Annotated in this window: 23 protein-coding genes; 13 read left to right on the plus strand and 10 right to left on the minus strand. The window is 63.6% G+C overall.

The genetic code is table 11. The features are described from left to right. The first annotated feature begins 13 nt into the window (after window positions 1–13). Entirely contained in the window at window positions 14–1,426 is a 1,413-nt protein-coding gene (locus ACVWY6_RS07555; protein ID WP_457538534.1) for a hypothetical protein, read from the plus strand. Window positions 1,427–1,435: 9 nt separating this feature from the next. On the opposite strand, the gene ACVWY6_RS07560 is transcribed toward ACVWY6_RS07555, so the two are convergent. Continuing rightward, on the minus strand, window positions 1,436–2,053 hold the full coding sequence (locus ACVWY6_RS07560; protein ID WP_031331814.1) for a pyridoxamine 5'-phosphate oxidase family protein: 618 nt from the start codon (window positions 2,051–2,053) through the stop codon (window positions 1,436–1,438). A 104-nt stretch (window positions 2,054–2,157) separates the two neighbouring features. Here ACVWY6_RS07560 and ACVWY6_RS07565 point away from each other — a divergent pair, with 104 nt between their 5' ends. Next, complete coding sequence (locus ACVWY6_RS07565; RefSeq protein WP_457537157.1) at window positions 2,158–2,889, plus strand: hypothetical protein; 732 nt, start codon at window positions 2,158–2,160, stop codon at window positions 2,887–2,889. On the opposite strand, the gene ACVWY6_RS07570 is transcribed toward ACVWY6_RS07565, so the two are convergent. Next, window positions 2,886–3,596 carry a FadR/GntR family transcriptional regulator gene (locus ACVWY6_RS07570; RefSeq protein WP_457537159.1) on the minus strand — a complete coding sequence of 237 codons (711 nt, stop codon included), beginning with the start codon at window positions 3,594–3,596 and terminating at the stop codon, window positions 2,886–2,888. The two genes, ACVWY6_RS07565 and ACVWY6_RS07570, sit on opposite strands and share 4 nt — an antisense overlap. 123 nt (window positions 3,597–3,719) lie before the next feature. On the opposite strand from ACVWY6_RS07570, the gene ACVWY6_RS07575 reads away from it, so the two are divergent. Both ACVWY6_RS07575 and ACVWY6_RS07580 read left to right on the plus strand, forming a co-directional pair. Beyond that, window positions 3,720–4,220: a gluconokinase gene (locus ACVWY6_RS07575; protein ID WP_457537161.1), complete on the plus strand. Its 501-nt coding sequence runs from the start codon at window positions 3,720–3,722 to the stop codon at window positions 4,218–4,220. Then, window positions 4,220–5,620 carry a GntT/GntP/DsdX family permease gene (locus ACVWY6_RS07580; RefSeq protein ID WP_023956512.1) on the plus strand — a complete coding sequence of 467 codons (1,401 nt, stop codon included), beginning with the start codon at window positions 4,220–4,222 and terminating at the stop codon, window positions 5,618–5,620. Before ACVWY6_RS07575 ends, ACVWY6_RS07580 begins: the two co-directional genes overlap by 1 nt. A gap of 17 nt (window positions 5,621–5,637) precedes the next feature. Here ACVWY6_RS07580 and ACVWY6_RS07585 read toward each other — a convergent pair whose 3' ends face one another. The 3 genes from ACVWY6_RS07585 to ACVWY6_RS07595 all read right to left on the minus strand — a co-directional run bounded on the left by ACVWY6_RS07585 (window position 5,638) and on the right by ACVWY6_RS07595 (window position 7,595). Then, window positions 5,638–6,093, minus strand: coding sequence for a hypothetical protein (locus tag ACVWY6_RS07585; RefSeq protein ID WP_457537164.1), 456 nt, complete (start codon window positions 6,091–6,093; stop codon window positions 5,638–5,640). 260 nt (window positions 6,094–6,353) lie between these two features. Then, complete coding sequence (locus tag ACVWY6_RS07590) at window positions 6,354–6,992, minus strand: carboxymuconolactone decarboxylase family protein (RefSeq protein WP_457537166.1); 639 nt, start codon at window positions 6,990–6,992, stop codon at window positions 6,354–6,356. 36 nt (window positions 6,993–7,028) lie between these two features. Further along, a complete protein-coding gene (locus ACVWY6_RS07595) occupies window positions 7,029–7,595 on the minus strand; it encodes a VOC family protein (RefSeq protein WP_457537168.1) in 567 nt (188 codons plus the stop codon). A gap of 65 nt (window positions 7,596–7,660) precedes the next feature. On the opposite strand from ACVWY6_RS07595, the gene ACVWY6_RS07600 reads away from it, so the two are divergent. Next, window positions 7,661–8,290, plus strand: a complete 630-nt coding sequence (locus tag ACVWY6_RS07600) for a TetR/AcrR family transcriptional regulator (protein ID WP_400724109.1) — start codon at window positions 7,661–7,663, stop codon at window positions 8,288–8,290. Between the two features lie 2 nt (window positions 8,291–8,292). On the opposite strand, the gene ACVWY6_RS07605 is transcribed toward ACVWY6_RS07600, so the two are convergent. Next, window positions 8,293–8,952 carry a DUF2231 domain-containing protein gene (locus tag ACVWY6_RS07605; RefSeq protein WP_457537170.1) on the minus strand — a complete coding sequence of 220 codons (660 nt, stop codon included), beginning with the start codon at window positions 8,950–8,952 and terminating at the stop codon, window positions 8,293–8,295. A gap of 138 nt (window positions 8,953–9,090) precedes the next feature. Here ACVWY6_RS07605 and ACVWY6_RS07610 point away from each other — a divergent pair, with 138 nt between their 5' ends. The 7 genes from ACVWY6_RS07610 (at window position 9,091) to ACVWY6_RS07640 (ending at window position 15,134) form a co-directional block, all read left to right on the plus strand. Beyond that, window positions 9,091–9,570: a Fur family transcriptional regulator gene (locus tag ACVWY6_RS07610; protein ID WP_457537172.1), complete on the plus strand. Its 480-nt coding sequence runs from the start codon at window positions 9,091–9,093 to the stop codon at window positions 9,568–9,570. A 95-nt stretch (window positions 9,571–9,665) separates the two neighbouring features. Beyond that, complete coding sequence (locus ACVWY6_RS07615; RefSeq protein WP_457537174.1) at window positions 9,666–11,120, plus strand: catalase; 1,455 nt, start codon at window positions 9,666–9,668, stop codon at window positions 11,118–11,120. Window positions 11,121–11,257: 137 nt separating this feature from the next. Next, the gene (locus ACVWY6_RS07620; RefSeq protein ID WP_030168942.1) at window positions 11,258–11,731 is read left to right on the plus strand and encodes a Dps family protein; all 474 of its coding nucleotides are present in this window, start codon (window positions 11,258–11,260) and stop codon (window positions 11,729–11,731) included. 132 nt (window positions 11,732–11,863) lie between these two features. After that, the gene (gene crcB / locus ACVWY6_RS07625; RefSeq protein WP_400724122.1) at window positions 11,864–12,346 is read left to right on the plus strand and encodes a fluoride efflux transporter CrcB; all 483 of its coding nucleotides are present in this window, start codon (window positions 11,864–11,866) and stop codon (window positions 12,344–12,346) included. Then, the gene (gene crcB, locus ACVWY6_RS07630; RefSeq protein ID WP_400724125.1) at window positions 12,343–12,708 is read left to right on the plus strand and encodes a fluoride efflux transporter CrcB; all 366 of its coding nucleotides are present in this window, start codon (window positions 12,343–12,345) and stop codon (window positions 12,706–12,708) included. Before crcB (ACVWY6_RS07625) ends, crcB (ACVWY6_RS07630) begins: the two co-directional genes overlap by 4 nt. Window positions 12,709–12,841: 133 nt before the next feature. Next, window positions 12,842–13,693, plus strand: a complete 852-nt coding sequence (locus tag ACVWY6_RS07635; RefSeq protein ID WP_457537177.1) for an acyl-CoA thioesterase domain-containing protein — start codon at window positions 12,842–12,844, stop codon at window positions 13,691–13,693. A gap of 226 nt (window positions 13,694–13,919) precedes the next feature. Then, entirely contained in the window at window positions 13,920–15,134 is a 1,215-nt protein-coding gene (locus ACVWY6_RS07640) for a DUF222 domain-containing protein (RefSeq protein ID WP_457537178.1), read from the plus strand. Window positions 15,135–15,263: 129 nt separating this feature from the next. Here ACVWY6_RS07640 and ACVWY6_RS07645 read toward each other — a convergent pair whose 3' ends face one another. From ACVWY6_RS07645 to ACVWY6_RS07655, 3 genes are read right to left on the minus strand one after another with little or no spacing between them, the layout of a single operon-like run. After that, window positions 15,264–16,022 carry an AIM24 family protein gene (locus ACVWY6_RS07645; protein ID WP_023956490.1) on the minus strand — a complete coding sequence of 253 codons (759 nt, stop codon included), beginning with the start codon at window positions 16,020–16,022 and terminating at the stop codon, window positions 15,264–15,266. 10 nt (window positions 16,023–16,032) lie between these two features. Further along, window positions 16,033–16,758 carry an AIM24 family protein gene (locus ACVWY6_RS07650; RefSeq protein WP_023956488.1) on the minus strand — a complete coding sequence of 242 codons (726 nt, stop codon included), beginning with the start codon at window positions 16,756–16,758 and terminating at the stop codon, window positions 16,033–16,035. 5 nt (window positions 16,759–16,763) lie between these two features. Then, the gene (locus ACVWY6_RS07655; protein WP_023956486.1) at window positions 16,764–17,387 is read right to left on the minus strand and encodes an AIM24 family protein; all 624 of its coding nucleotides are present in this window, start codon (window positions 17,385–17,387) and stop codon (window positions 16,764–16,766) included. 205 nt (window positions 17,388–17,592) lie between these two features. Between ACVWY6_RS07655 and ACVWY6_RS07660 the strand changes: the two genes are divergently transcribed. Next, complete coding sequence (locus tag ACVWY6_RS07660; protein ID WP_243404483.1) at window positions 17,593–18,072, plus strand: hypothetical protein; 480 nt, start codon at window positions 17,593–17,595, stop codon at window positions 18,070–18,072. Window positions 18,073–18,116: 44 nt separating this feature from the next. Here ACVWY6_RS07660 and ACVWY6_RS07665 read toward each other — a convergent pair whose 3' ends face one another. Continuing rightward, complete coding sequence (locus ACVWY6_RS07665; protein ID WP_457537182.1) at window positions 18,117–18,995, minus strand: hypothetical protein; 879 nt, start codon at window positions 18,993–18,995, stop codon at window positions 18,117–18,119. Between the last annotated feature and the right edge of the window lie 28 nt (window positions 18,996–19,023).

Below are 19,023 nucleotides of genomic sequence, written 5' to 3' on the forward strand. Positions count from 1 at the left end.
CGATGGTCGAATGATGGCGCGAAAAGCCTGCGTGGCAGTTCTGCTCACGACGCTGGTCATAGCACTGAACGCCGGGCCTGCCCAGGCGACACCGGGCATCCCCGATGTCGGGCCGCCGGGGACGTCGTTGATCCATGGGGACTTGGCGTCGACAGACACCACGCCGCATCCCGGGCCCGGAGTGGCCGGTCGTGTGGTGGCCTCGTCGTTGCCCGGTGGAGCATGTGCGGCGACCTTCATTGGTAGCGATGGCATGCCCGTGGCGTTGTGCACCGGATACGTGGGTGTCGACCCGCCCGGCGTCGCGGTGCCCACCGTGCAACTCTTCGATCCGGTCACCGCCCAGCCGATCGCGTCCATCCAGCTCACCAAGGGAGGTCTCCTGGGCGGCGTCTACGGATATCTCGACAGCCGCGACCGCGTGGTGATGGCTGACGGATCCGGCTCGGTGCTCAAGGTCGCCCATCGCAAAACCGCTGCCGGGCAATGGAACCTGTACGTCGCCGAGCGAATCGATGTGAGCGCTCACATTCCCGCCGGAGATGCCATCACCGGATTGGCACCCGACTATCAACAGCGCATCTGGTTCGCGACCACCGGTGGAGTGGTGGGCACGATATCCGCTGACGGCCATAGCGCTTCGATGCACCTGCCACCGGGCGAGAGGCTCACGAACGGTTTGAGTGTTCGGCGGGAGCGTGCTTCCGTGCTCACCGATCGTGCCCTCTACGAGATGCACGCCGACGACACCGGCACGCCCACCACCGTCTGGCGGCAGACCTACACCGCGGGGAGTGTCCGAAAGCCCGGGCAGCTGGCTCCTGGATCCGGCACCACACCAACATATTTCGGGGTGGACGACGAGTTCGTGGCAATCGTCGACGACGCCGAGCGGCCCAATCTGATCGTCTACCGCAGCGACAACGGGTCGGTGGTGTGCGCAACGCCCGCCTTCGGCACCTCCGGGCAAGGCACCGAGAATTCGCCGATGGCGTGGGGCAATTCGCTGGTCATCCCCAGCACGTACGGGTTCGGCTATCCGCCGTTCGCAACATCCGGGCCCAGTGACCCGGCGGCCGCGACGTTCGCCGGAGGGATGACCCGCATCGACGTCACCGACACCGGATGCCATCGCGTATGGGAAACCCACGATCGCATGGCTACTCTGCCGAAATTGTCGCGATCCGACGGCCTCATCTATGCGCTGGCCTATGCGCCCTCGGCTGAAGCGTTGGCGGGCAACGGGATTCAGCAGATCGGATCGGTCTACTTCGCGGCCGTCGATTTCGCGACGGGCACGCGGCGAGCCCTCACGGAGGTCGGAGTAGCCCCCGTCGACGAACCCTTGCAATTGACCGGGACCATCGGTGCCGACGGGTCGATGTGGCAGGCGACGGTGGGCCGGATGTTGAAGATCAGCTCGTGAGGCGCTGGATCAGTACAGCTTCTTCCCGTAGCTCTCGCCGTAATACTTCTGCAGCTCTTCGAGATTCGACCCCTTGTTCAACACGTGCGTGATCTCGGCGGGGCTGGGCAACACGTCTGGTTTCCACGTTTCCGGACGCCAGAGGTCGGCGCGCATGAATGCTTTGGCGCAATGGAAGAACACCTCCTCGACGGCGACCTCGAGGGCGAGGATGGGCCGTCGCCCGCGGATCGCCAGTGCGTCGAAGTAGTCCGCGTCCCTCAGAACAGTCGCGGTCCCGTTGATCCTCAGGGTGTCACCCCTGCCGGGCACCAGGAAGTTGGTGCCGACGTGTGGGTTGGACAGCACGTTCAGGTAGCCGTCGACGCGCCGGTTTCCCGGCCGCTCGGGTATGGCGATCGTTCGCGAATCGATGACGTGCACAAAGCCGGGGGGATCGCCTTTCGGCGAGACATCCACGCGACCGTCGGCGTCGGTGGTGGCGACGAAAGCGAAGGGCGACCGCGCCAGCCACTCGAGATGCACCGGCAGGAGTTCGGGGCGCACCTTCTTCGCGACGCGATCGATTGGTTCGCCGACCAGGGCGCGCAGTTCTTCGACGCTGGTGACCTCGACACGTGTGTTCATCCGACCATCGTTGTCGGGAACGGTGTCGGACGGCAACCTGGTGGAAAGACGGAAGGTGCGCACTCTGGTCAGGGCGCAGGTGGACTAGTGGAACAATCGACGGTGTGACGCAGGACCCAGACAAGCAGCCGATGGACCCGGACCGCGATGGCCCCGACCTCGAGAAATCGAGTATCGGCCCCGACGGCCCGGTAGAAGTGCCGTCCGACCTCTCCGGCATGCCGTCATTGGCCGAACTCGACGCGATGGATCTGGCGGCGATCGAGGCGGGGCGACAGTCCAAGGACAAAGACCACGCGGTGCTCGATGAGCCGACACCTCCTCCGGCCGCGCTGTACCACGCCTGGTTGCTGTGGCTGGGTGGTGCCGCTGCTGCGCTGGTCAGTGTGGTTTACGGGTTCGTGAACTCGGGGTCCATCAGCGATCTGCTCAACGAGCGCCTCCAGGCCGATGTCGCCCGTGATCCCGGTGCGGCGGCGCCTGCGGACCGCATCGACTCGTTGTCGAGCTTCTTCCCCCCGGCGATGCTCGTCGCAACGCTTGTTCTGCTCGCCGTGCAGTACCCGCTGCTGGTGGCGACGTCTCGGCACCGCAGTCGGGGTGCCAGGAACGTCTACGTGACCGCTGTGCTGGTGATGCTGCTGTGCATCCCGATGGGTATCGATCTCCTCTTCGACTATCCGTCCATATCCGGCGTCATCAAGTTCATGGGGTGGCTGCAGTTCGCGTTGCTGCTGTTGTCTGCGCTGTTCACTCTGCGTCGTGGCGTCAACCGATGGCTGCCGCCATCGATGAGGATGAAGCCGACCCAGATCATCCGGCCGGGTAACCGCTAGTCCTGGTCGGGTTCGCGAACAGCGTCCGCTGCTTCGATGATGATCTCGCGCATGGCCCGTTCGGCGTCCGCAGGGTTCCGTAAGCGAATGGCCCGGGCGACCGTGTCGTGGAGGTCGATGGCCGCAGGGTTGGGGTTGGTCGGCATCATGCCGTGATGTGTACGACCGGCGAGCACCTCACCGACCACATCGCTCAGCGCGCGGAACATCTCGTTCCCGCTCGCTTCGAGCAGGGTGCGATGGAAGACCTTGTCCGCCAACAGATACTGGTCGAGGTCGCCCGACCGGCCGTGCACGACCATGTCCGAGACCGCGGCAGCGAGGATGCGGCACTGGTGCTCGTCCGCGCGCTCTGCAGCAAGGGCCGCGGCGACCGGTTCGAACCCGCGCCGCAGCTCTGACAGGGTCAGAAGGAAGTCGGTTCGCTCCCCGGCGTCGAGTCGCCAACGGATCAGTCGTGGGTCGAAGACATGCCAGTGGCTGCGGGGCTGAATGGTGATACCGACGCGGCGGCGTGAGGCCACGAGACCCATCGATTCCAAGACCCGGATGGCTTCGCGGGCGACCGTACGCGACACCCCGTACTGCACGCCGATGCTGTCGAGAGTGAGAACCTCGCCCTCGCGGTGATGCCCGGAGACGATATGCGTGCCCACGCCGGTGAGAACGCTGCCATGAAGTTCACCCACACTCGCGTCTGTTGCCACCGATTTATCTTCTCATTGTCGCCAAGCCTCTTCAAAAGGATGCTTTAAGCACTCACGCTCTTGCAAAAGTATGATCATTGCGGCAATATCTGTGACCGGCAGCACAAGAGCGAGGAGTCAACAATGCGAGCACCGCTGGTCGTCATGGGGGTGTCGGGGTCTGGCAAGTCCACCGTCGGAGCCGCGCTGGCGCAGCGCCTCCGGGTGCCATTCGCTGATGCAGACGATTTCCACCCGCCGGCCAACATCGCCAAGATGTCCAGTGGACAGCCGCTCGACGACAACGATCGGCACCCGTGGCTGGAGGTGATCGGCCAGTGGCTGGCTGATCATGCCGACGGCGGCGTGATGAGTTGTTCGGCGCTCAAGCACAAGTACCGCGACCAGCTCCGACGGCATTGTCCCGAGGTGTGTTTTGTCCACCTCGATGGCACCCCTGAGGTGATCTCGAAACGTCAGGCAAGCCGACCGGGGCACTTCATGCCGCCGTCGCTCTTGTCGTCGCAGTTCCACACTCTCGAACCACTCGCCGACGATGAGCGAGGAATTGTCATCGACATCGATCAGTCGATCGACGACATCGTCGAGTCCTACATCACCCAGACAGAACACAAGGAGAACTGATGAGCTCACCATCGGCGGTGCTGCTGGCGGCAGACACCGAACTACCCGAGCCGGTCGCCGCCGGGTGGCAGTTGATCCTCGCTGCGCTCGTCGGCATCGCCGTCATCGTCGTGTTGATCACCATCGCCAAGGTGCACCCGTTCCTGGCGCTCGTGGCCGGCGGACTCACAGTGGGAATTGTTGCCGGCGAAGCGGTTCCGGATGTACTGGAGTCGTTCACCGACGGGTTCGGCAGCACCGCGGCCGGAGTCGGGATCCTGATCGCGCTCGGTTCGATGTTCGCAAAGCTCCTCGCGGACTCCGGTGGCGCCGATGAGATCGTCGACACCATTGTGGGGCACGCTTCTCCCCGCATGCTGCCGTGGGCGATGGCCCTCGTCGGTGCGATCATCGGTCTGCCGATGTTCTTCGAGATCGGCCTGGTGCTGTTGATGCCGGTCATCTACCTGGTGGCACGCCGGTCGGGCCTGTCGCTGATCACCGTCGGGATCCCCGCTCTCGCAGGTCTTTCGGCGATGCACGGCTTCGTGCCGCCCCATCCGGGACCGCTGGTCGCCATCGACGTGCTCGGTGCGGACCTCGGAACCACGCTGGCGCTCGGTGTCGCGGTTGCGGTCCCGACCATCATCGTCGCCGGACCTCTCTTCGGAAAACTCGCGGGCCGCTGGGTGGTGCTGCCGGTGCCCACCACGTTCGACGCCGATCCCGAAGACACGCTTGTCAAGACCAAGCGCCCGTCGTTCGCCATCACGATCTTCAGCGTCCTGCTTCCGGTTGTGTTGATGCTGGGCAAGGCCATTGCCGAGATCTTCATCAGCGATGACGACCAGATCGTGCGGCAGGTACTCGACGTGCTCGGAACCCCGATCATCGCCCTGCTGATCGCGGTGGTGGTCGCGATGTTCACCCTCGGCCGTGGGTCGGGAATGGACCGCGACACCATCTCCAAGACGACCGGTGCCGCACTGCCCGCGATCGCCGGCATCTTGCTCATCGTCGCTGCGGGCGGCGGCTTCAAGCAGGTTCTCGTCGACAGCGGGATCGGCACGTTGCTCGCCGATTGGGCCAAAGAAGCGAACATCTCCGTGCTGCTGCTCGCCTGGGTGCTCGCCGCCCTGATCCGGCTGGCGACAGGGTCGGCCACCATTGCCACGATCACCGCGTCCTCGCTCATCCTGGGTCTTGTCGACGGGCTGAGCAGCGGCGAGCTGTCGCTGGTGGTCCTGGCCATCGGTGCCGGCTCGGTCTTCTTCTCACACGTCAACGACGCCGGCTTCTGGCTGGTGAAGGAGTACTTCGGCATGAGCGTCGGCCAGACGATCAAGACGTGGTCGATCATGGAGACCGTGTTGTCGGTGTCCGGCCTCATCGTTGTACTGCTTCTGGGACTGGTGATCTGAGGCAAGCCTGTGATGGTCTACGGCGCGACGAGGCAGCCAGGGCCGATCGGAGTGCCGGGTTTGACCATGACGGTTTCGACGGGTCCGCCGGCAGATGTCTGGTATGCCATCACCGCGTGTTCGCCCGGTAGGTGTGGGGTCCACAGGGCGAATGCGTGGTCGAAAACCACGGGCGATGAGTAGTAGGGGTCGATGTAGTCCCAGATCAACTCCTGCGGGAACAACGTCGACGCCTGATTGAGGTCGACGATTCCCACGCCACTTTCGCTCGGGGAATGCGGCGCGTCAGCGGTCCGAGCGATGACGAGGTAAGTGCACCCGGTGCCGAAAGGCGTGGTCGGGCCACCGCTCAGTCCCGGGACGATGGTGACGTCGGCGACGTCGGCGGAAGCGGCGGGGGCCATCCAGGCGAAGGCGGCGGCCGAGAGTGCCATGACGGCAGGGATCAGGCGGCCGACACGTTGTGAGGTCATGGCTCGAAACCTACAGGTTGACGTGTCCTCGCTACGTAGAACGGGAGAACCCGAAAAATGGTGTCCCCGAACATGGTTACGTCAGCTGGGCGCCGACCTCGAGTCGATTTGCTGGAGCGCCCAGAGTCGCCGTCGAAGTGGAAGACTGTCATGCGGTTCCTTGTTGCGCATTTTTCGTGCTCGGACGGCCGAACGTGACGTCACAGGCTGATTTGTGTGCAGTGGGGCTCAGGTCCGCGACGCGGAAAGAGACCCCGGTGTCACCCTCCGGACAAGTCCGCAGACAGATCACGAGCACCGATGCCGGCAGGCACCTCGACCTCGACGACCGGCTCCTCGCGGTCGTCGAACTCGAGGCGCAAGGCGCGACAGATGGTGGCATGCATGTCGTAAAGGCATGTGATGTAGGTCAGTTCGAGGATCTCGGGATCGCTGAGATCGGCCTTGAGGATGTCGACGACCGCGCCGGACACCCGACCGCCGTCGAACACCAGACCATCGGTATACGCGAGCACGGCCCGTTCCAGTTCGGTGTAGCAGTCGGCGATCTGCCAGTACGCGATGGCGGCGATCTTCTCCTCGGGCATCCCCAGCGAACGCATCTGTTTGGAGTGCTGGGAGAAGACGAATTGGCTGCCCCGCGCATAACCGGCCCGGCACTGGCCGAGCTCACGCAGCATCGGGTCGAGCGTCGCGTTGCGGTAGAGGGCGAATCCCTTTACTGCATGGTCGAATACGTTGGGTGACTGCGCGAAGACAGTCCACCAGTCGCCCGGAGTGCCGTGAACGGTTCCCCCGTCGACCGCCGGGTCTTTGTCGGGGCCGAAGAGCCTGTCGTAGAAGTACAGGATCTTCTCGTCGGTGACCTCCGCGCGGGGTACTTGGCGAAGACGTGGCACTACAGTTCCTCTCGTCGATGGTCTCGCGATCTCTGGCTACGGAGAGGTCGACACGCGTCGGTCGCCAGCGGTCTTCGGCTCGTGAGCTACGTCGGCATCGGTGAATTCTCGAGTCCAGCAGGCGAACTCGAGCAGTACCCCGTCCGGGTCCTGGAAGTAGAACGACCGCACGAATGTGCCGGGATGCACGTGGCGAGACACCCCGAAAGCGCTGTCATCGTGGTTGAGCACCTGGCTCACCTTGACGCCCTCGGACGTGAACCGGTCGTAGTATTCGTCGAACTTCTCGGGCGGCACCGCAAAGGCCACGTGGTTCATCGAGCCGACCGCGCTGGCGAGCTCGCCCTCGTCGGGGAGGCCCTTCGGCGCAGCGACGCCCGGTGCGGCGTCAGGCGAGTCCGCCAGCCAGAAGAACGCAATGGTGTTTCCGTTGCCGCAATCGAAGAAGAAGTGCTGACCCAGATCGGCCGGTAGCTCGATGGTCTTGATCAGAGGCATGCCCAGGGTGCCTGAGTAGAAGTCGATGGTCCGTTTCATGTCCGAGCACACCAAGGCCAGGTGGTTGATGCCGCCGAGTTCGTATTTGGTATTTGCTGCGCCCATGTTCAGCTCCCCGCCGTATTGCCGCATGACTTGACAGTCATGTCATGTTTGGACAGAGTGTGACCGTGATCACGCAACCTGTCAAGACCGCGCTGCCGGCGGTCGAGACTTTGACCCCTCGCGGCCGGAAGACCCGGGATGCGTTGCTCGACGCCGCGCGCGTGGTGTTCGAGGAGGTCGGGTTCCTGGACACCAGGGTTGAGCACATCGCCCAGGCCGCGAACGTTTCCTACGGCTCCTTTTATCGGTACTTCGAGTCGAAAGACTCCGTGTTCTGGGAACTGAGCACTCGACTGTTCGAGGACATCCACCGCCGAAACGGCGTGGAAGGCAACGCCTCACCGGCGCAGCGGCTCATCAACTCCAATCGTGCGTATTACCAGGCCTATCGGCGAAACGCGAAGCTGATGGCGATCGTCGAACAGGTCGCGACCTTCAACACCGACTTCCGACGCCTGCGCCATGAACATCGCCGCGAACTCATCGAACGCAGCGCTCGCGCGATCGCCCGGTGGCAGGACGACGGCGAGGTGTCAGCCACGCTCGATCCGGAGCTGGCGGCCCGCTCGCTGGCCGCGATGGTGGACCACACGCTCTATCTGTGGCTTGTGCAGGGGGAGGACGCCGACGAGAAGGCCCTCCTCGACACGCTCGACCAGATGTGCCTGGGTGCCCTCGGGCTGAACCGCCCCTGAGGTCAGCGTTCGCGGAGCACACCGGCGCTTTGTGAGTAGGACAGATGACCGCCGAGCGCACCCGCAACGCCACTGATCGCCAGGCCTGCGAGCGACCAACCTCCACCGCGCAACGCGAGCCCGTTGTGGCGGTGCCACCAGGATCGCGCCAGGCAGCCGAGGCTGACGGTGTTTGCGGCCATGTGCACAACTGCGACCCGGCGCTGGGCCGTGTCGAGCGTTGTGTACTCGGCAAGCCCTGTGATCGAAGCCGGGAGTGCCGCTGCGATGCCGAACGCGACCAGCCGCTGGGCAGCGATGCGCTGGCCGGTGAGGTCCAAGACAGGCACTGCCATCCAGGCGCCGATGGGCACGGTGACCAGTACGGGATGGAGGGGATGCCCGAGCCACCGACCACGCAGAACATCTAGAACCGCGGTCGGGATTGCGCCGTTCACCAGGTCGGCGAGTTGACCCGCCGGCGCATCGACCGCGGAGAGTTCCTCGACGGAGGCGAGGGCGTGGGCCACCGGGCGGGGGCCGTCGGGCCGGACCACATCCGTCAGCGACGTGATGGCGTCCGGGTCCGGTCCGTCGTCTGTCGTTGCCGCAGTAGTCGCGCTGGGGTCGTTCGGTGGTGTGGTCACGTGCAGGGGATTCCCGATTTCCGTCGCTTCAATCACGTCGGCACCTGTTGTAGTGCCGTACTGGTCCTTGCGGGGGCCTGAGCATCTCGCAGCCCACTCGCACGCCGCCACCAGATTGGATGGATTCCAGATTAGATCTGGACTCATTCCAGAAAAGGGCGTACGGTCGAAGACATGAGTTCGCAGCAACCAACCCCGGACACGCGAGAGCAGTTGCGTGCAGTGGGCCTTCGGGTGACCGCGCCGCGGGTGGCGGTCCTCGAGGTGCTGGAGCGGCATCCCCACTCCACTGCGGACTTCGTCGCCGCTCGCGTTCGCGAACAACGCGGCGGCGTGTCGACCCAGACGGTGTACGACGTGCTTCGCGTCTGCTCCGAACGCGGTCTACTGCGGCACATCGAACCGGCAGGCTCGTCCGTCAGATACGAGAACCGGATCGGTGACAACCACCACCATCTCGTCTGTCGCCGGTGTGGAGCGATCCATGATGTCGACTGCGCAGTGGGGGAGACGCCGTGTCTCGAACCAAGCGACAAACACGGCTTCGTCATCGACGAGGCCGAGGTCACCTACTGGGGCCTGTGCCCCGACTGCCGGGCCGAGTCCACCGATGGCTCTGCGATCACCGGGCTTCCGCGGACGTCCGTGACCTGACAACGAGCCAACGGGTTCGACGTCACGAAAAAGACTGCAATACAACGTTTCAGGCCGCATCGGCGTCTCCCGATGCGGGTATCAGGAGGCAACAGATGACCCCACGTACAACCACCAACCAGGGCGTACCGGTATCGAGTGACAACGAGTCACTAACCGCCGGCACGCAGGGACCCATCCTGCTACACGACCACTACCTGATCGAGAAACTCGCTCAGTTCAACCGCGAGCGTGTTCCCGAGCGAGTGGTGCACGCAAAAGGTGGCGGAGCATTCGGTGAGCTACGAATCACCGGCGACGTCTCCCGCTACACGAAGGCGAAGTTCCTTCAGCCGGGTAAGACCACCGAGTCGCTTGTCCGATTCTCCACTGTCGCAGGCGAACAGGGCAGCCCTGACACCTGGCGTGACCCGCGCGGATTTGCCGTGAAGTTCTACACCGAGGACGGGAACTACGACCTCGTCGGCAACAACACCCCGGTCTTCTTCATCAAGGACCCGATCAAGTTCCCCGACTTCATCCGTAGTCAGAAGCGACTGCCCGGCTCGGGCCTGCGTGACCACAACATGCAGTGGGACTTCTGGACACTGCGGCCGGAGTCGGCGCACCAGGTGACGTGGCTGATGGGAGATCGTGGTATCCCGAAGACCTGGCGCCACATGGACGGATTCGGCTCGCACACCTACCAGTGGGTTAATGCTGCGGGCGAGCGCTTCTGGGTGAAGTACCACTTCAAGACCGATCAGGGCATCGAGTTCCTGACGCAGACAGAGGCCGACACCCTCGCAGGTACCGACCCCGACCACCACCGTAAAGATCTGTACGAGTCCATCGAGAAGGGGAACTTTCCCAGCTGGACCCTGAAGGTCCAGGTGATGCCGGTGGCCGAAGCGGAGGGATATCGGTTCAACCCCTTCGATCTGACAAAGGTGTGGTCGCAGAAGGACTATCCGCTGATCGAGGTCGGCAAGTGGACACTCAACCGCAATCCGGAGAACTTCTTCTCCGAGATCGAGTTGTCATCGTTCGAGCCGTCGAATGTCGTTCCGGGCATCGGCTTCTCGCCCGACAAGATGCTGCTCGGCCGGGTCTTCAGTTACGCCGACGCGCACCGCTACCGAATCGGCGCCAATTACGCTCAGCTGCCGGTGAACTCGGCCAAGGCCGCAGTGGTCAACACGTACTCCAAAGAGGGTGCGATGGCGTACAACTTCAGCGGGCCGCAGGTTCCGGTGTACGCACCGAACTCGTTCGACGGTCCACACGCCGATCCTGCAGCGGCCGGCGACGAAGGCCTGTGGGCCTTCGATGGCCAAGCGGTGCGGGCCGGGTACATCGAGCACGAGGAAGACGGCGACTTCACCCAAGCGGGCATTCTCTACCGGGAGGTCTTGAACGACGACGAGCGCGACCGTTTGGTGAGCAACATCGTCGGGCACGTCTCGGACGGAGTGCGTGAGCCTGTACTTTCACGCGTTTTCGACTACTGGAAGAACGTTGATCCCGAACTCGGCAAGAAGGTCGAGGAAGGTGTTCGAGGCGGAATCTGAAGTCGGACATGCACTCAGGCAAGGCTGACCTCAGCGCTCACATGCCTGACCGGCCGTGACGGACCACGTCGCCATCGGTCAAGATGGTGTTGCCGAATACCGGCCGCACCAATTACTTCAACAGAGAGGAAAGTGCAATGAGCAACCCCATCACAAGCACACTGAACGACGACCAGCAGTCGATCGCCGGAAAGGCGCTGCAGGAGACCTTGGTTGACCTGATCGACCTGTCGCTGATCGCCAAGCAGGCTCACTGGAACGTTGTCGGCAAGCAGTTCCGGTCGGTGCATCTCGAGCTCGACGAGCTCGTCACCGCTGCTCGCGAGTTCACCGACGCCGCCGCCGAGCGGGCAACGGCCATCGGCGTCAGCCCGGACGGCCGGTCCGAGACCGTTGCAAAGACCGCGGGCACCAAGGGATTCGGCGAAGGATGGACCAAGGACTCCGACGTCGTCGATGCGATTGTCGCGAACATCAAGACCGTGGTCGACGGTCTGCGCACGCGAATCAAGGCCACCGAAGAAGCTGATCCGGTCACCCAGGACCTCCTGATCAGCTTCGCGGCGCGGCTCGAGCAGCTGCACTGGATGTGGCAGGCGCAGGTCGCCTGACCAGATCGGTCAGCAAGTCCAGCGCGTCTGCAGACGCGCTTGTAGAAGAGAGCCCCCACGGCACAGCCCCTCGGCCGTGGGGGCTTTCGCATGCTGTATGCGGTCGGCGCCGTATCGAAGTACATTCACGTGGTGACGCGGCCTGATTCCCACCCCGAACTCCCGGGGGATCCCGACCTCGTGGCTGCACGACCGTTGCACCTGCGTGCGGCCTCGCTCGCGATGGTCTTTGCGGGAGGCCTGCTGGGCACCGGTGCTCGCTACCTGATCGAGCAGGCCTACCCGTTCCACCCCCCGCAGTGGCCGTGGGCCACCTTCCTGATCAATCTTGCGGGCGCCTTTGCGCTGGGCATTGTCTTGGAAGCGCTGGCCAGGATGGGGGATGACACCGGACGCCGACAGCGTTTTCGCCTGTTTTTCGGTACTGGATTCTGCGGGTCATTCACCACCTACAGTGCCTTCGCTCTCGAAGCTTCTCTGCTCGGCAAGGATGGCGAAGTTGTTGTCGCCGTGGCCTATATGGCGACTTCTGTGGTCCTCGGTGTGGTGATGGCCTGGGCGGGCATCGCTGTTGCCACAAAGGCACGCGTGAGTCGATCGGCGCCCCGCCGATGATCGTCCTGGTGATGTTGGCCGGCGCGGCCGGAGCGGTAACCCGTTTTCTGGTCGACTCGGAGGTCAAACGCCGCCGCCCCGCAGTGTTCCCGTGGGGGACGGTGTTCATCAACGTGTCGGGCTCGTTGCTGATCGGGCTGGTGGCCGGAGTGGTGTTGTTCCACGGCCAACCAAGTGCCTGGCAGACCATCGTCGGGACCGGATTCTGTGGCGGATACACAACATTCAGTACGGCCAGTGTCGAGACGGTGCGCCTCGTTCAACAGGGACGCCACGGGATGGCCCTTTCCAATGCGGTTGTCCCGCTTGCTGTCTCGGTTGGTGCGTGCGCATTGGGACTCTGGCTCGTTTATTTGGTGTGAGTCGGTGCGCCCAGCCGTCGGACCGGTCTCGTGTGCCGCGCAGAAGTTGCTCTCTTGACAAAACTGGAACACGTTCTAGTGTCGTTCTCAGGATCCGGGAACGGGTCGAGTCAATCCTGAGGGGGAATGGACAGTGGGGTATTTCGAGCATGGCGACGAGGGCTTTCATCCCTTGCCATTCGCCCAGAGTCAGTGGGCACCGAACTCGATCAACGGCTCGGCGTTGGCCGGGCTGATCGCGCATGCGCTCGAGAAAGACTGCGGTGCAAGCAGTTATCGAGCTGCGAGATTCACCATGGACATCTTCCGGCAACCGGATTTCGCTCCGATTCAAACCCGGGGCACGGTGGTACGAGAAGGGCGCAGCATACGAATCGCCGATGTTTACGTTTACCAGGGTGATCGAACTGTGGCGCGGGCTTCGCTGGTGTCGGTGAAACCGACCCGGGAACCGGCGGGTGCCCGATGGCGTCCGGTCAGTCCCTCCATGTCCCTGGACGAGCGGGTCGCAGAAGCGTTGCCGCAACCTGGCATCCTGTGGGGCAGTGACGAACACCCTGATGGGTGGAGTGTGCCGATGCCGGAGCATCAGAATGCCAGTCGGAAGCGGCTCTGGTTTGACCAGCCCTCACTGTTTGACGACGTGGACAACACGCCGCTGATTCGTGCAGCCATGCTCGGCGAGCTGACCAATACTCTTACGAGCTGGGGCGATCGGGGTGTCGGATTCATCAACCACGATGCGACCATCCTGCTGGCCCGAATGCCGATCGGGAACGTCGTGGGGATCGAAGCCGACAACCATCTGTCTGCAGATGGCATTGCCGCGGGCGCGGCCACCATGTGGGACTGTCAAGGTGCATTCGGAATGAGCATGGTGGGCGCGATTGCTCATTCGGCCGGCAGTCTGGACGCGTCGAGCGGACCGGCTAATTGGCAGGAAGCCGAGAGTTCTCACCGGGCTACTTTCGACGCCGTCGAGTAGATGACGACAGCTGCCCGCGGGTCCTGATTCGATGAGCCCTGTGCCGACATGACTCGGGCGGGTTCATCCGAACAGATGACTATCGAATGTGTGTTCGAATGATTAGAGTGGTGGTAGCTGATCGCATGATGAACCAACTCTGAGATACGTGGGACTACGCCAAATACCTCGGTCGGCTGGCCCAGTGTTGTTGTCCCGATGTTGTTGTCTTGGAGGGGGTGTGGTGATGGCTGTTATTGATCTCGTTGATGAGGTCATCGAGGTGGAGTTTCCTGATGATCCGGCCGGCACCGTGGGCGTGGTCAGGGATCTGATCGCGTTGCGTAATGCTGTCGAGGCGCGGTTGGCGGCCGGCGCTGCGCTCATCGACCGGTTGGGGTTGGCGAAACGGGCAGGGTCGACGACGTCGAAGTTGTTGCAGGCCAACGGTGCTGCTCCGGTGACGGCGGCGCGGTGGCTACGGATCGGCACCGGGCTGACGGGGTTGGATCGTACGGACGGGTATTTCCGGGACGGGTTCCTCTCCGCCGAGCATATCGATGCGGTAATTCGAGGAATCAGCCATGTTCGCCGCCGTGCGGTGGGTGTGATGAGCGACGACTTCCGATCTGAGGTTGAGGGAGCACTCCTCGCTCATGCGATCTCTGGTGCGCCGCCCGCGGAGATCGGCCGGATCGCCCGGACGGTGGGTAACAAGGTCGCCGGAGAACAGGGTGGGGTGCCGGCCGCCGAGGACGCTTCGTTGAACAGCCTGGACTACGTCGTCACCAGCGATGGCCGCTTGTCGGGCAGCTTCGATGTGGATGCGGTGATCGGGGAAAAGATGATGGCCGCGCTCGATGTGTGGTCCCGACCCCGTCCCGAACCCGACGGGAGCGCCGATACCCGCACACCGACGCAACGACGAGCTGACGCCCTGCACCAACTCCTCGACTGCGGTGGCGGTGGGCAGGGCCTGGTGTCAGCACCGAAAACGGAAGTTGCTGTGACGGTTCCGGCTGATCATCCCGACCTTGCGTCACTGCGGTGGATGGGTCCGGTCACCGAAGCAACCGCAGCCACGTTGGCGTGTGATGCCACCATCACCTCGGTCACCCTGGACGGGCAGCAGGTGCCGATCGATCTGAGCCCACCCCAGCGTTTGTTCACCGGGCCGGTGCGTAAAGCGATTCTGCTTCGCGATACCTGCTGCATCAAATGCGGGGCACCGGCAACCTGGTCAGACTGCCACCACATCGTCCACTGGGCCGATGGCGGGCCGACCACCCTCGCGAACGGATGCCTGCTGTGCCGGACGTGCCATCGGGCCGTGCACCACACCGACTGGGACATCACCATGGGCACCGACGGGCATCCCTGGCTGATTCCGCCCGCCGACATCGACCCCGCCCGACAACCGCTACCGGCCTACAACCGCCGAACCCTCACCCTCGCAGCATAAGTCGACCAGCGACTGCCATCCGCGCCCTCGATGTGGTCGAGACCGCGCAAGATCCTTGACAACTCCATAGTGTGAGCTCCGCGCGGGTGTTTTGCGACTCCCAGGCCAGCGGGGTGCAATTGCCCGCCGTCAGTACTGCTGCTGGCCCGCCATCTGCGTCTGGATTCGTTGCTGCAGGCGTTGCAGTCCCATGGTCGACAACCCGGGGATCTGGCTCTCCAGCTGGCGGACCAGGTTGTGGTCGTTGATAACCTTCTCGCTCGACTGGATGAGAACTGTTCCGGCGCCGGTGAAGTCGAACTGCTGTTCCTCGCCACTGGCGGCGCCCATCATCGCTGCACCGGCTGCCATGAAGCCCGTGATCCACCCCTGGTCGTAGTGGTGACTAGGGGAGGGGCAATCGGCCCAGCCGACCAGTGCCTCTGGGTCGACCCGCAACGGCGGTTCGGCGAACATGACCGGTCCGTTCGAGGATGCCAGGAACTTGCCGGTGCCGATGAGTGTCAAGTAGCCCGGCACGATCGACTGGTTCAGCTGAAGCCCGGGCTCGAAAGCCAACAGGTTGGCCGCCCGAACCGTGAGGTTGCCGTCTTCGAGGTCGTACGAATTGATGTCGAAGCCGCGGTCGCCGATGATCAGTGTTCCCTGGCCCTGGGCGATCACGTAGTCGCCCATGTACAGCGGCGCGCTGATGGTGCCGGCCAGCGACTGCATCATGGCTGTCTGCATGCCCTGGACCAGAGCCTGGAACTGCATCTGTCCGTAGTAGGCGATCATGGCGCCCTTGGACATGATCCAGGGCTTGGTCAGCTGCATGTAGTACGCGTACGTGTTGCCCGGAATGTTGTCGTCACCTTGCAGCATCGACGGATTCAAGATGTCGCTCATGGCTTTTCCCTTACAGCTTCTGTTCGGATGCTTGGACGAAAACGGTTCCTTGGCCCTGGCACTGCAACTGCATGGCCTCGCCGGCGCCGCGGCCGACGGCGTCGCGCCAGCCCATCGTCGATTTGAGCTGCGTTTGGACGTTGCCGAACGTGCCGACGAAGGCCTGCGGATCCACGATCACCGGATACTGGCCGCCGACCTGGATCTCCAACACCTCACCGTGAGCCAACAACACGACCGAGCCCATGCCCTGAAGTTGGGTGGTGAACATACCGTCGCCGGTCAATGCGCCGGTGGCGGCTCCGCGTAGAGCACCCATGATTCCGCCGCCTCGACCGCCGCCGCCCCCGCCGCCCTGCGAGGTCATCGAGACAATCGATGCCTGCAGCCCCGACGTGTAGCCGAGCGTGCGCGATGCGTCAGCGGTGACCGTTCCCCCCTGGGGCATGTCGATGACATGGACGGCAAGACCGGCAAACCCGTAGTGCACGTCGCCATTTCCCTGCGCAAGCATCGTGGCCTCGTGCTCGCCGCGCATCATCCGACCCGCCATGCCCGCGACGGCACCCATGCCGCCCATTCCCGGCATGCCACCCCCTCCTGCACCGGGGATCTGGTGCGGCGAGAACTGCACCTGACCGGTGTAGAAGAGCATCGCGCCCTTACGCGCAACCACGCCACCGGCGTGACCGACGTTGACCTTGACCACTTTCGAGTTCACTTTTTCAAAGACCATTGCACTCACCGTTCCGCCGGCTGGATGGACACAACACCCTGACCCTGCCACCGCAGCGAGAACGCCTCACCGCCGTCCTGGCCAATCATCGACCGCCAGCTGACGTCGGTGACAAACGATTGCTGCAGTTGACCTTTGGCAGACACAAACGCATCCGGGTCGACCACCAGAGGCATGTTCGGGCTCACCTCGAGATGAATCAAAGGACCGCCGGCCGACAGCAGGGCAACCTGACCCGTGCCCGACACCGTCGTGGTGAAAAGACCCTGCCCGCTGGACATTCCGCCGAGTCCCGAGAACTGGACATTGGTTTGGAGATTACCGGCCATCGCCAGCAACTGCCGAGACTCCACCTGGATCGTCTCGTTGTTCAGCTGCAACACCGTTGTGTACTGAGCGCCGATCGCGAGGTGGACCAGGCCATTGCCCGTGCACTCCATCAGTTTGAGCGATTCACCGGTGGCCTTCTGTTTGAGGCCGGCGAGCACACCCGCCCCGCCGCCGAATCCGGCTGCCTTGAACTCAACCTGTCCCTGGTACGAGACCATCGACCCGCTGACGGCTTTGATCGATGTGTTGTTGAGCCGCGCCTCGACCACGCGTTTGGTCAATCCGAATAACTCGGCCATGTTGTGCGTCCTCTGAGTTCAAGCGTGCTGAGCGATGACTGACATATCGTAGGCACCAACAACCCAGGTGAACAGCCCGAATCCTCGGTTCGACTGACGTCCGCACACATGGTTCGTCGCGCGGCGCCGCCGAGCGCAGCCGGAATGCCCGATGGGTTCGACCAGACGGACGTGAGCGCTGGTCGGCTGCCGTAACGTGACCGGCGTGAATGATGCGTCGTGGGGTGCGGTAGGTGTCGGGATTTTTCTCATCGCGGTGGTGTTCGGTATCGGCTTGTATGTCCGGTACAGACAGAACGAGGCGGCTCGGCTTGATCACGACGTCGATCTTGCGGTGAAACTGCGGACGATCGCAGGCCAGGACCCGGTACGGGCGGCGGCGATCGACGAGTTCGAGACGGCGATCTACGAACGGTTGTTCTACGCATCCACGGTCGGGCCACGAGCGCGGGGCGCGGCGTGGGCCCTGTTGGGTGCCGTGCTCGCGGCGTTCGGTGCACTTTGGGTCCGCGACGGAGGTGGAGTCATCACGGACGTCGTGCACTACGGATTGGCCGCTGTGGCAGCCGGTTTCGCTCTGACCTTCTTGGTGTTTCTGGGACTGACGCTGTACGCGGCAACCAGCATGCCGCGGATTTCGTTTGCGGACTCGTACAGCGACGAGCCCGAAAGCTCCACCGACTGAGGCGAACCCATTGTCGGCGAGGCCTGATCGGTGTTCGGCAGACGTCAGTAGGGCTGGTAGCCGTACGTCGGCGCCTGCACAGGTGCCCTTTTGCGGCCCAACACGATGCCGGCGAGGCTCGTCCAGGTGACCACCAGCAGGGTCAGGGTGGCGAGCACGGCGCCCGGACCTGTAGAGAAATCCTTGGTGGCCTCGAAGACCTCGGACTCGAAGTCCGACTCGAACAAGATGCAAATGCTCGGCGCCGCCAAGAAGATGATCGCCAGCAACAGGTGCAGAACCGACAGAACAAAGACGGCGATCGAATTGCCGAAACGTCCTATGTTGCAGAGAATGAGCAGGCCCAGAACGGCGACCGGTAGTACAAAGAGCGGAAGGAACACCCCGGCATAGGGAGCTCCGCTCGCCCCCGATCCCAGATCAACCGATTCTCCTGCTTCGAACACCCGCCCCCAACCGTTGACCGAGGCTCGCGGGCCGCTGCTCGTCTTCGGCTCGAAAGACGCCCAGGTCAACCATCCGTAGGCAACCATGAGTAGGGCCCCGACGAGCGCTGCGGCACCGAAGGCGCGCGTGAGCCCGACCGCAACCGGCTTGGGATCAAAACCCGGCGTCGGCGCCCCGAACTGCGGCGTCCCGTACTGCGGTACCCCGAACTGAGGGCTCCCGTATTGAGGGCTCCCGTACTGGGCGGGTTGTGAAAACTGCTGTGCGCTCGGCTGATACGGCGGTGGGTACGGCACGAACTGATCGGAGGGCTGGGCATGCGGGTACGGATTGAAGCCATTCTGGTCGACGTGGCCGGAGTGGTAGGGGTCAGCTGGTGCGGCGAACTGCTGCGTGGGTTGCGCGTCGCCGGGCCGGCGGTCAGCCTTGGTCAGGTCTGGACGTGAGCCGGAAGCGTCGCCCGGATCGTTGGTCATGATGTCTGCAAACCCCCGCTGTCGATGT

Source organism: Williamsia sp. R60 (assembly GCF_054063855.1).

Bases quoted from the DNA above. Each gene is read 5' to 3' on its own strand.
- ACVWY6_RS07555 (WP_457538534.1), top strand. From the start codon at position 14: ATGGCGCGAAAAGCCTGCGTGGCAGTTCTGCTCACGACGCTGGTCATA.
- ACVWY6_RS07560 (WP_031331814.1), bottom strand. From the start codon at position 2,053: ATGAACACACGTGTCGAGGTCACCAGCGTCGAAGAACTGCGCGCCCTG.
- ACVWY6_RS07575 (WP_457537161.1), top strand. From the start codon at position 3,720: ATGCGAGCACCGCTGGTCGTCATGGGGGTGTCGGGGTCTGGCAAGTCC.
- ACVWY6_RS07580 (WP_023956512.1), top strand. From the start codon at position 4,220: ATGAGCTCACCATCGGCGGTGCTGCTGGCGGCAGACACCGAACTACCC.
- ACVWY6_RS07585 (WP_457537164.1), bottom strand. From the start codon at position 6,093: ATGACCTCACAACGTGTCGGCCGCCTGATCCCTGCCGTCATGGCACTC.
- ACVWY6_RS07595 (WP_457537168.1), bottom strand. From the start codon at position 7,595: ATGGGCGCAGCAAATACCAAATACGAACTCGGCGGCATCAACCACCTG.
- ACVWY6_RS07610 (WP_457537172.1), top strand. From the start codon at position 9,091: ATGAGTTCGCAGCAACCAACCCCGGACACGCGAGAGCAGTTGCGTGCA.
- ACVWY6_RS07615 (WP_457537174.1), top strand. From the start codon at position 9,666: ATGACCCCACGTACAACCACCAACCAGGGCGTACCGGTATCGAGTGAC.
- ACVWY6_RS07620 (WP_030168942.1), top strand. From the start codon at position 11,258: ATGAGCAACCCCATCACAAGCACACTGAACGACGACCAGCAGTCGATC.
- crcB (WP_400724125.1), top strand. From the start codon at position 12,343: ATGATCGTCCTGGTGATGTTGGCCGGCGCGGCCGGAGCGGTAACCCGT.
- ACVWY6_RS07640 (WP_457537178.1), top strand. From the start codon at position 13,920: ATGGCTGTTATTGATCTCGTTGATGAGGTCATCGAGGTGGAGTTTCCT.
- ACVWY6_RS07645 (WP_023956490.1), bottom strand. From the start codon at position 16,022: ATGAGCGACATCTTGAATCCGTCGATGCTGCAAGGTGACGACAACATT.
- ACVWY6_RS07650 (WP_023956488.1), bottom strand. From the start codon at position 16,758: ATGGTCTTTGAAAAAGTGAACTCGAAAGTGGTCAAGGTCAACGTCGGT.
- ACVWY6_RS07655 (WP_023956486.1), bottom strand. From the start codon at position 17,387: ATGGCCGAGTTATTCGGATTGACCAAACGCGTGGTCGAGGCGCGGCTC.
- ACVWY6_RS07665 (WP_457537182.1), bottom strand. From the start codon at position 18,995: ATGACCAACGATCCGGGCGACGCTTCCGGCTCACGTCCAGACCTGACC.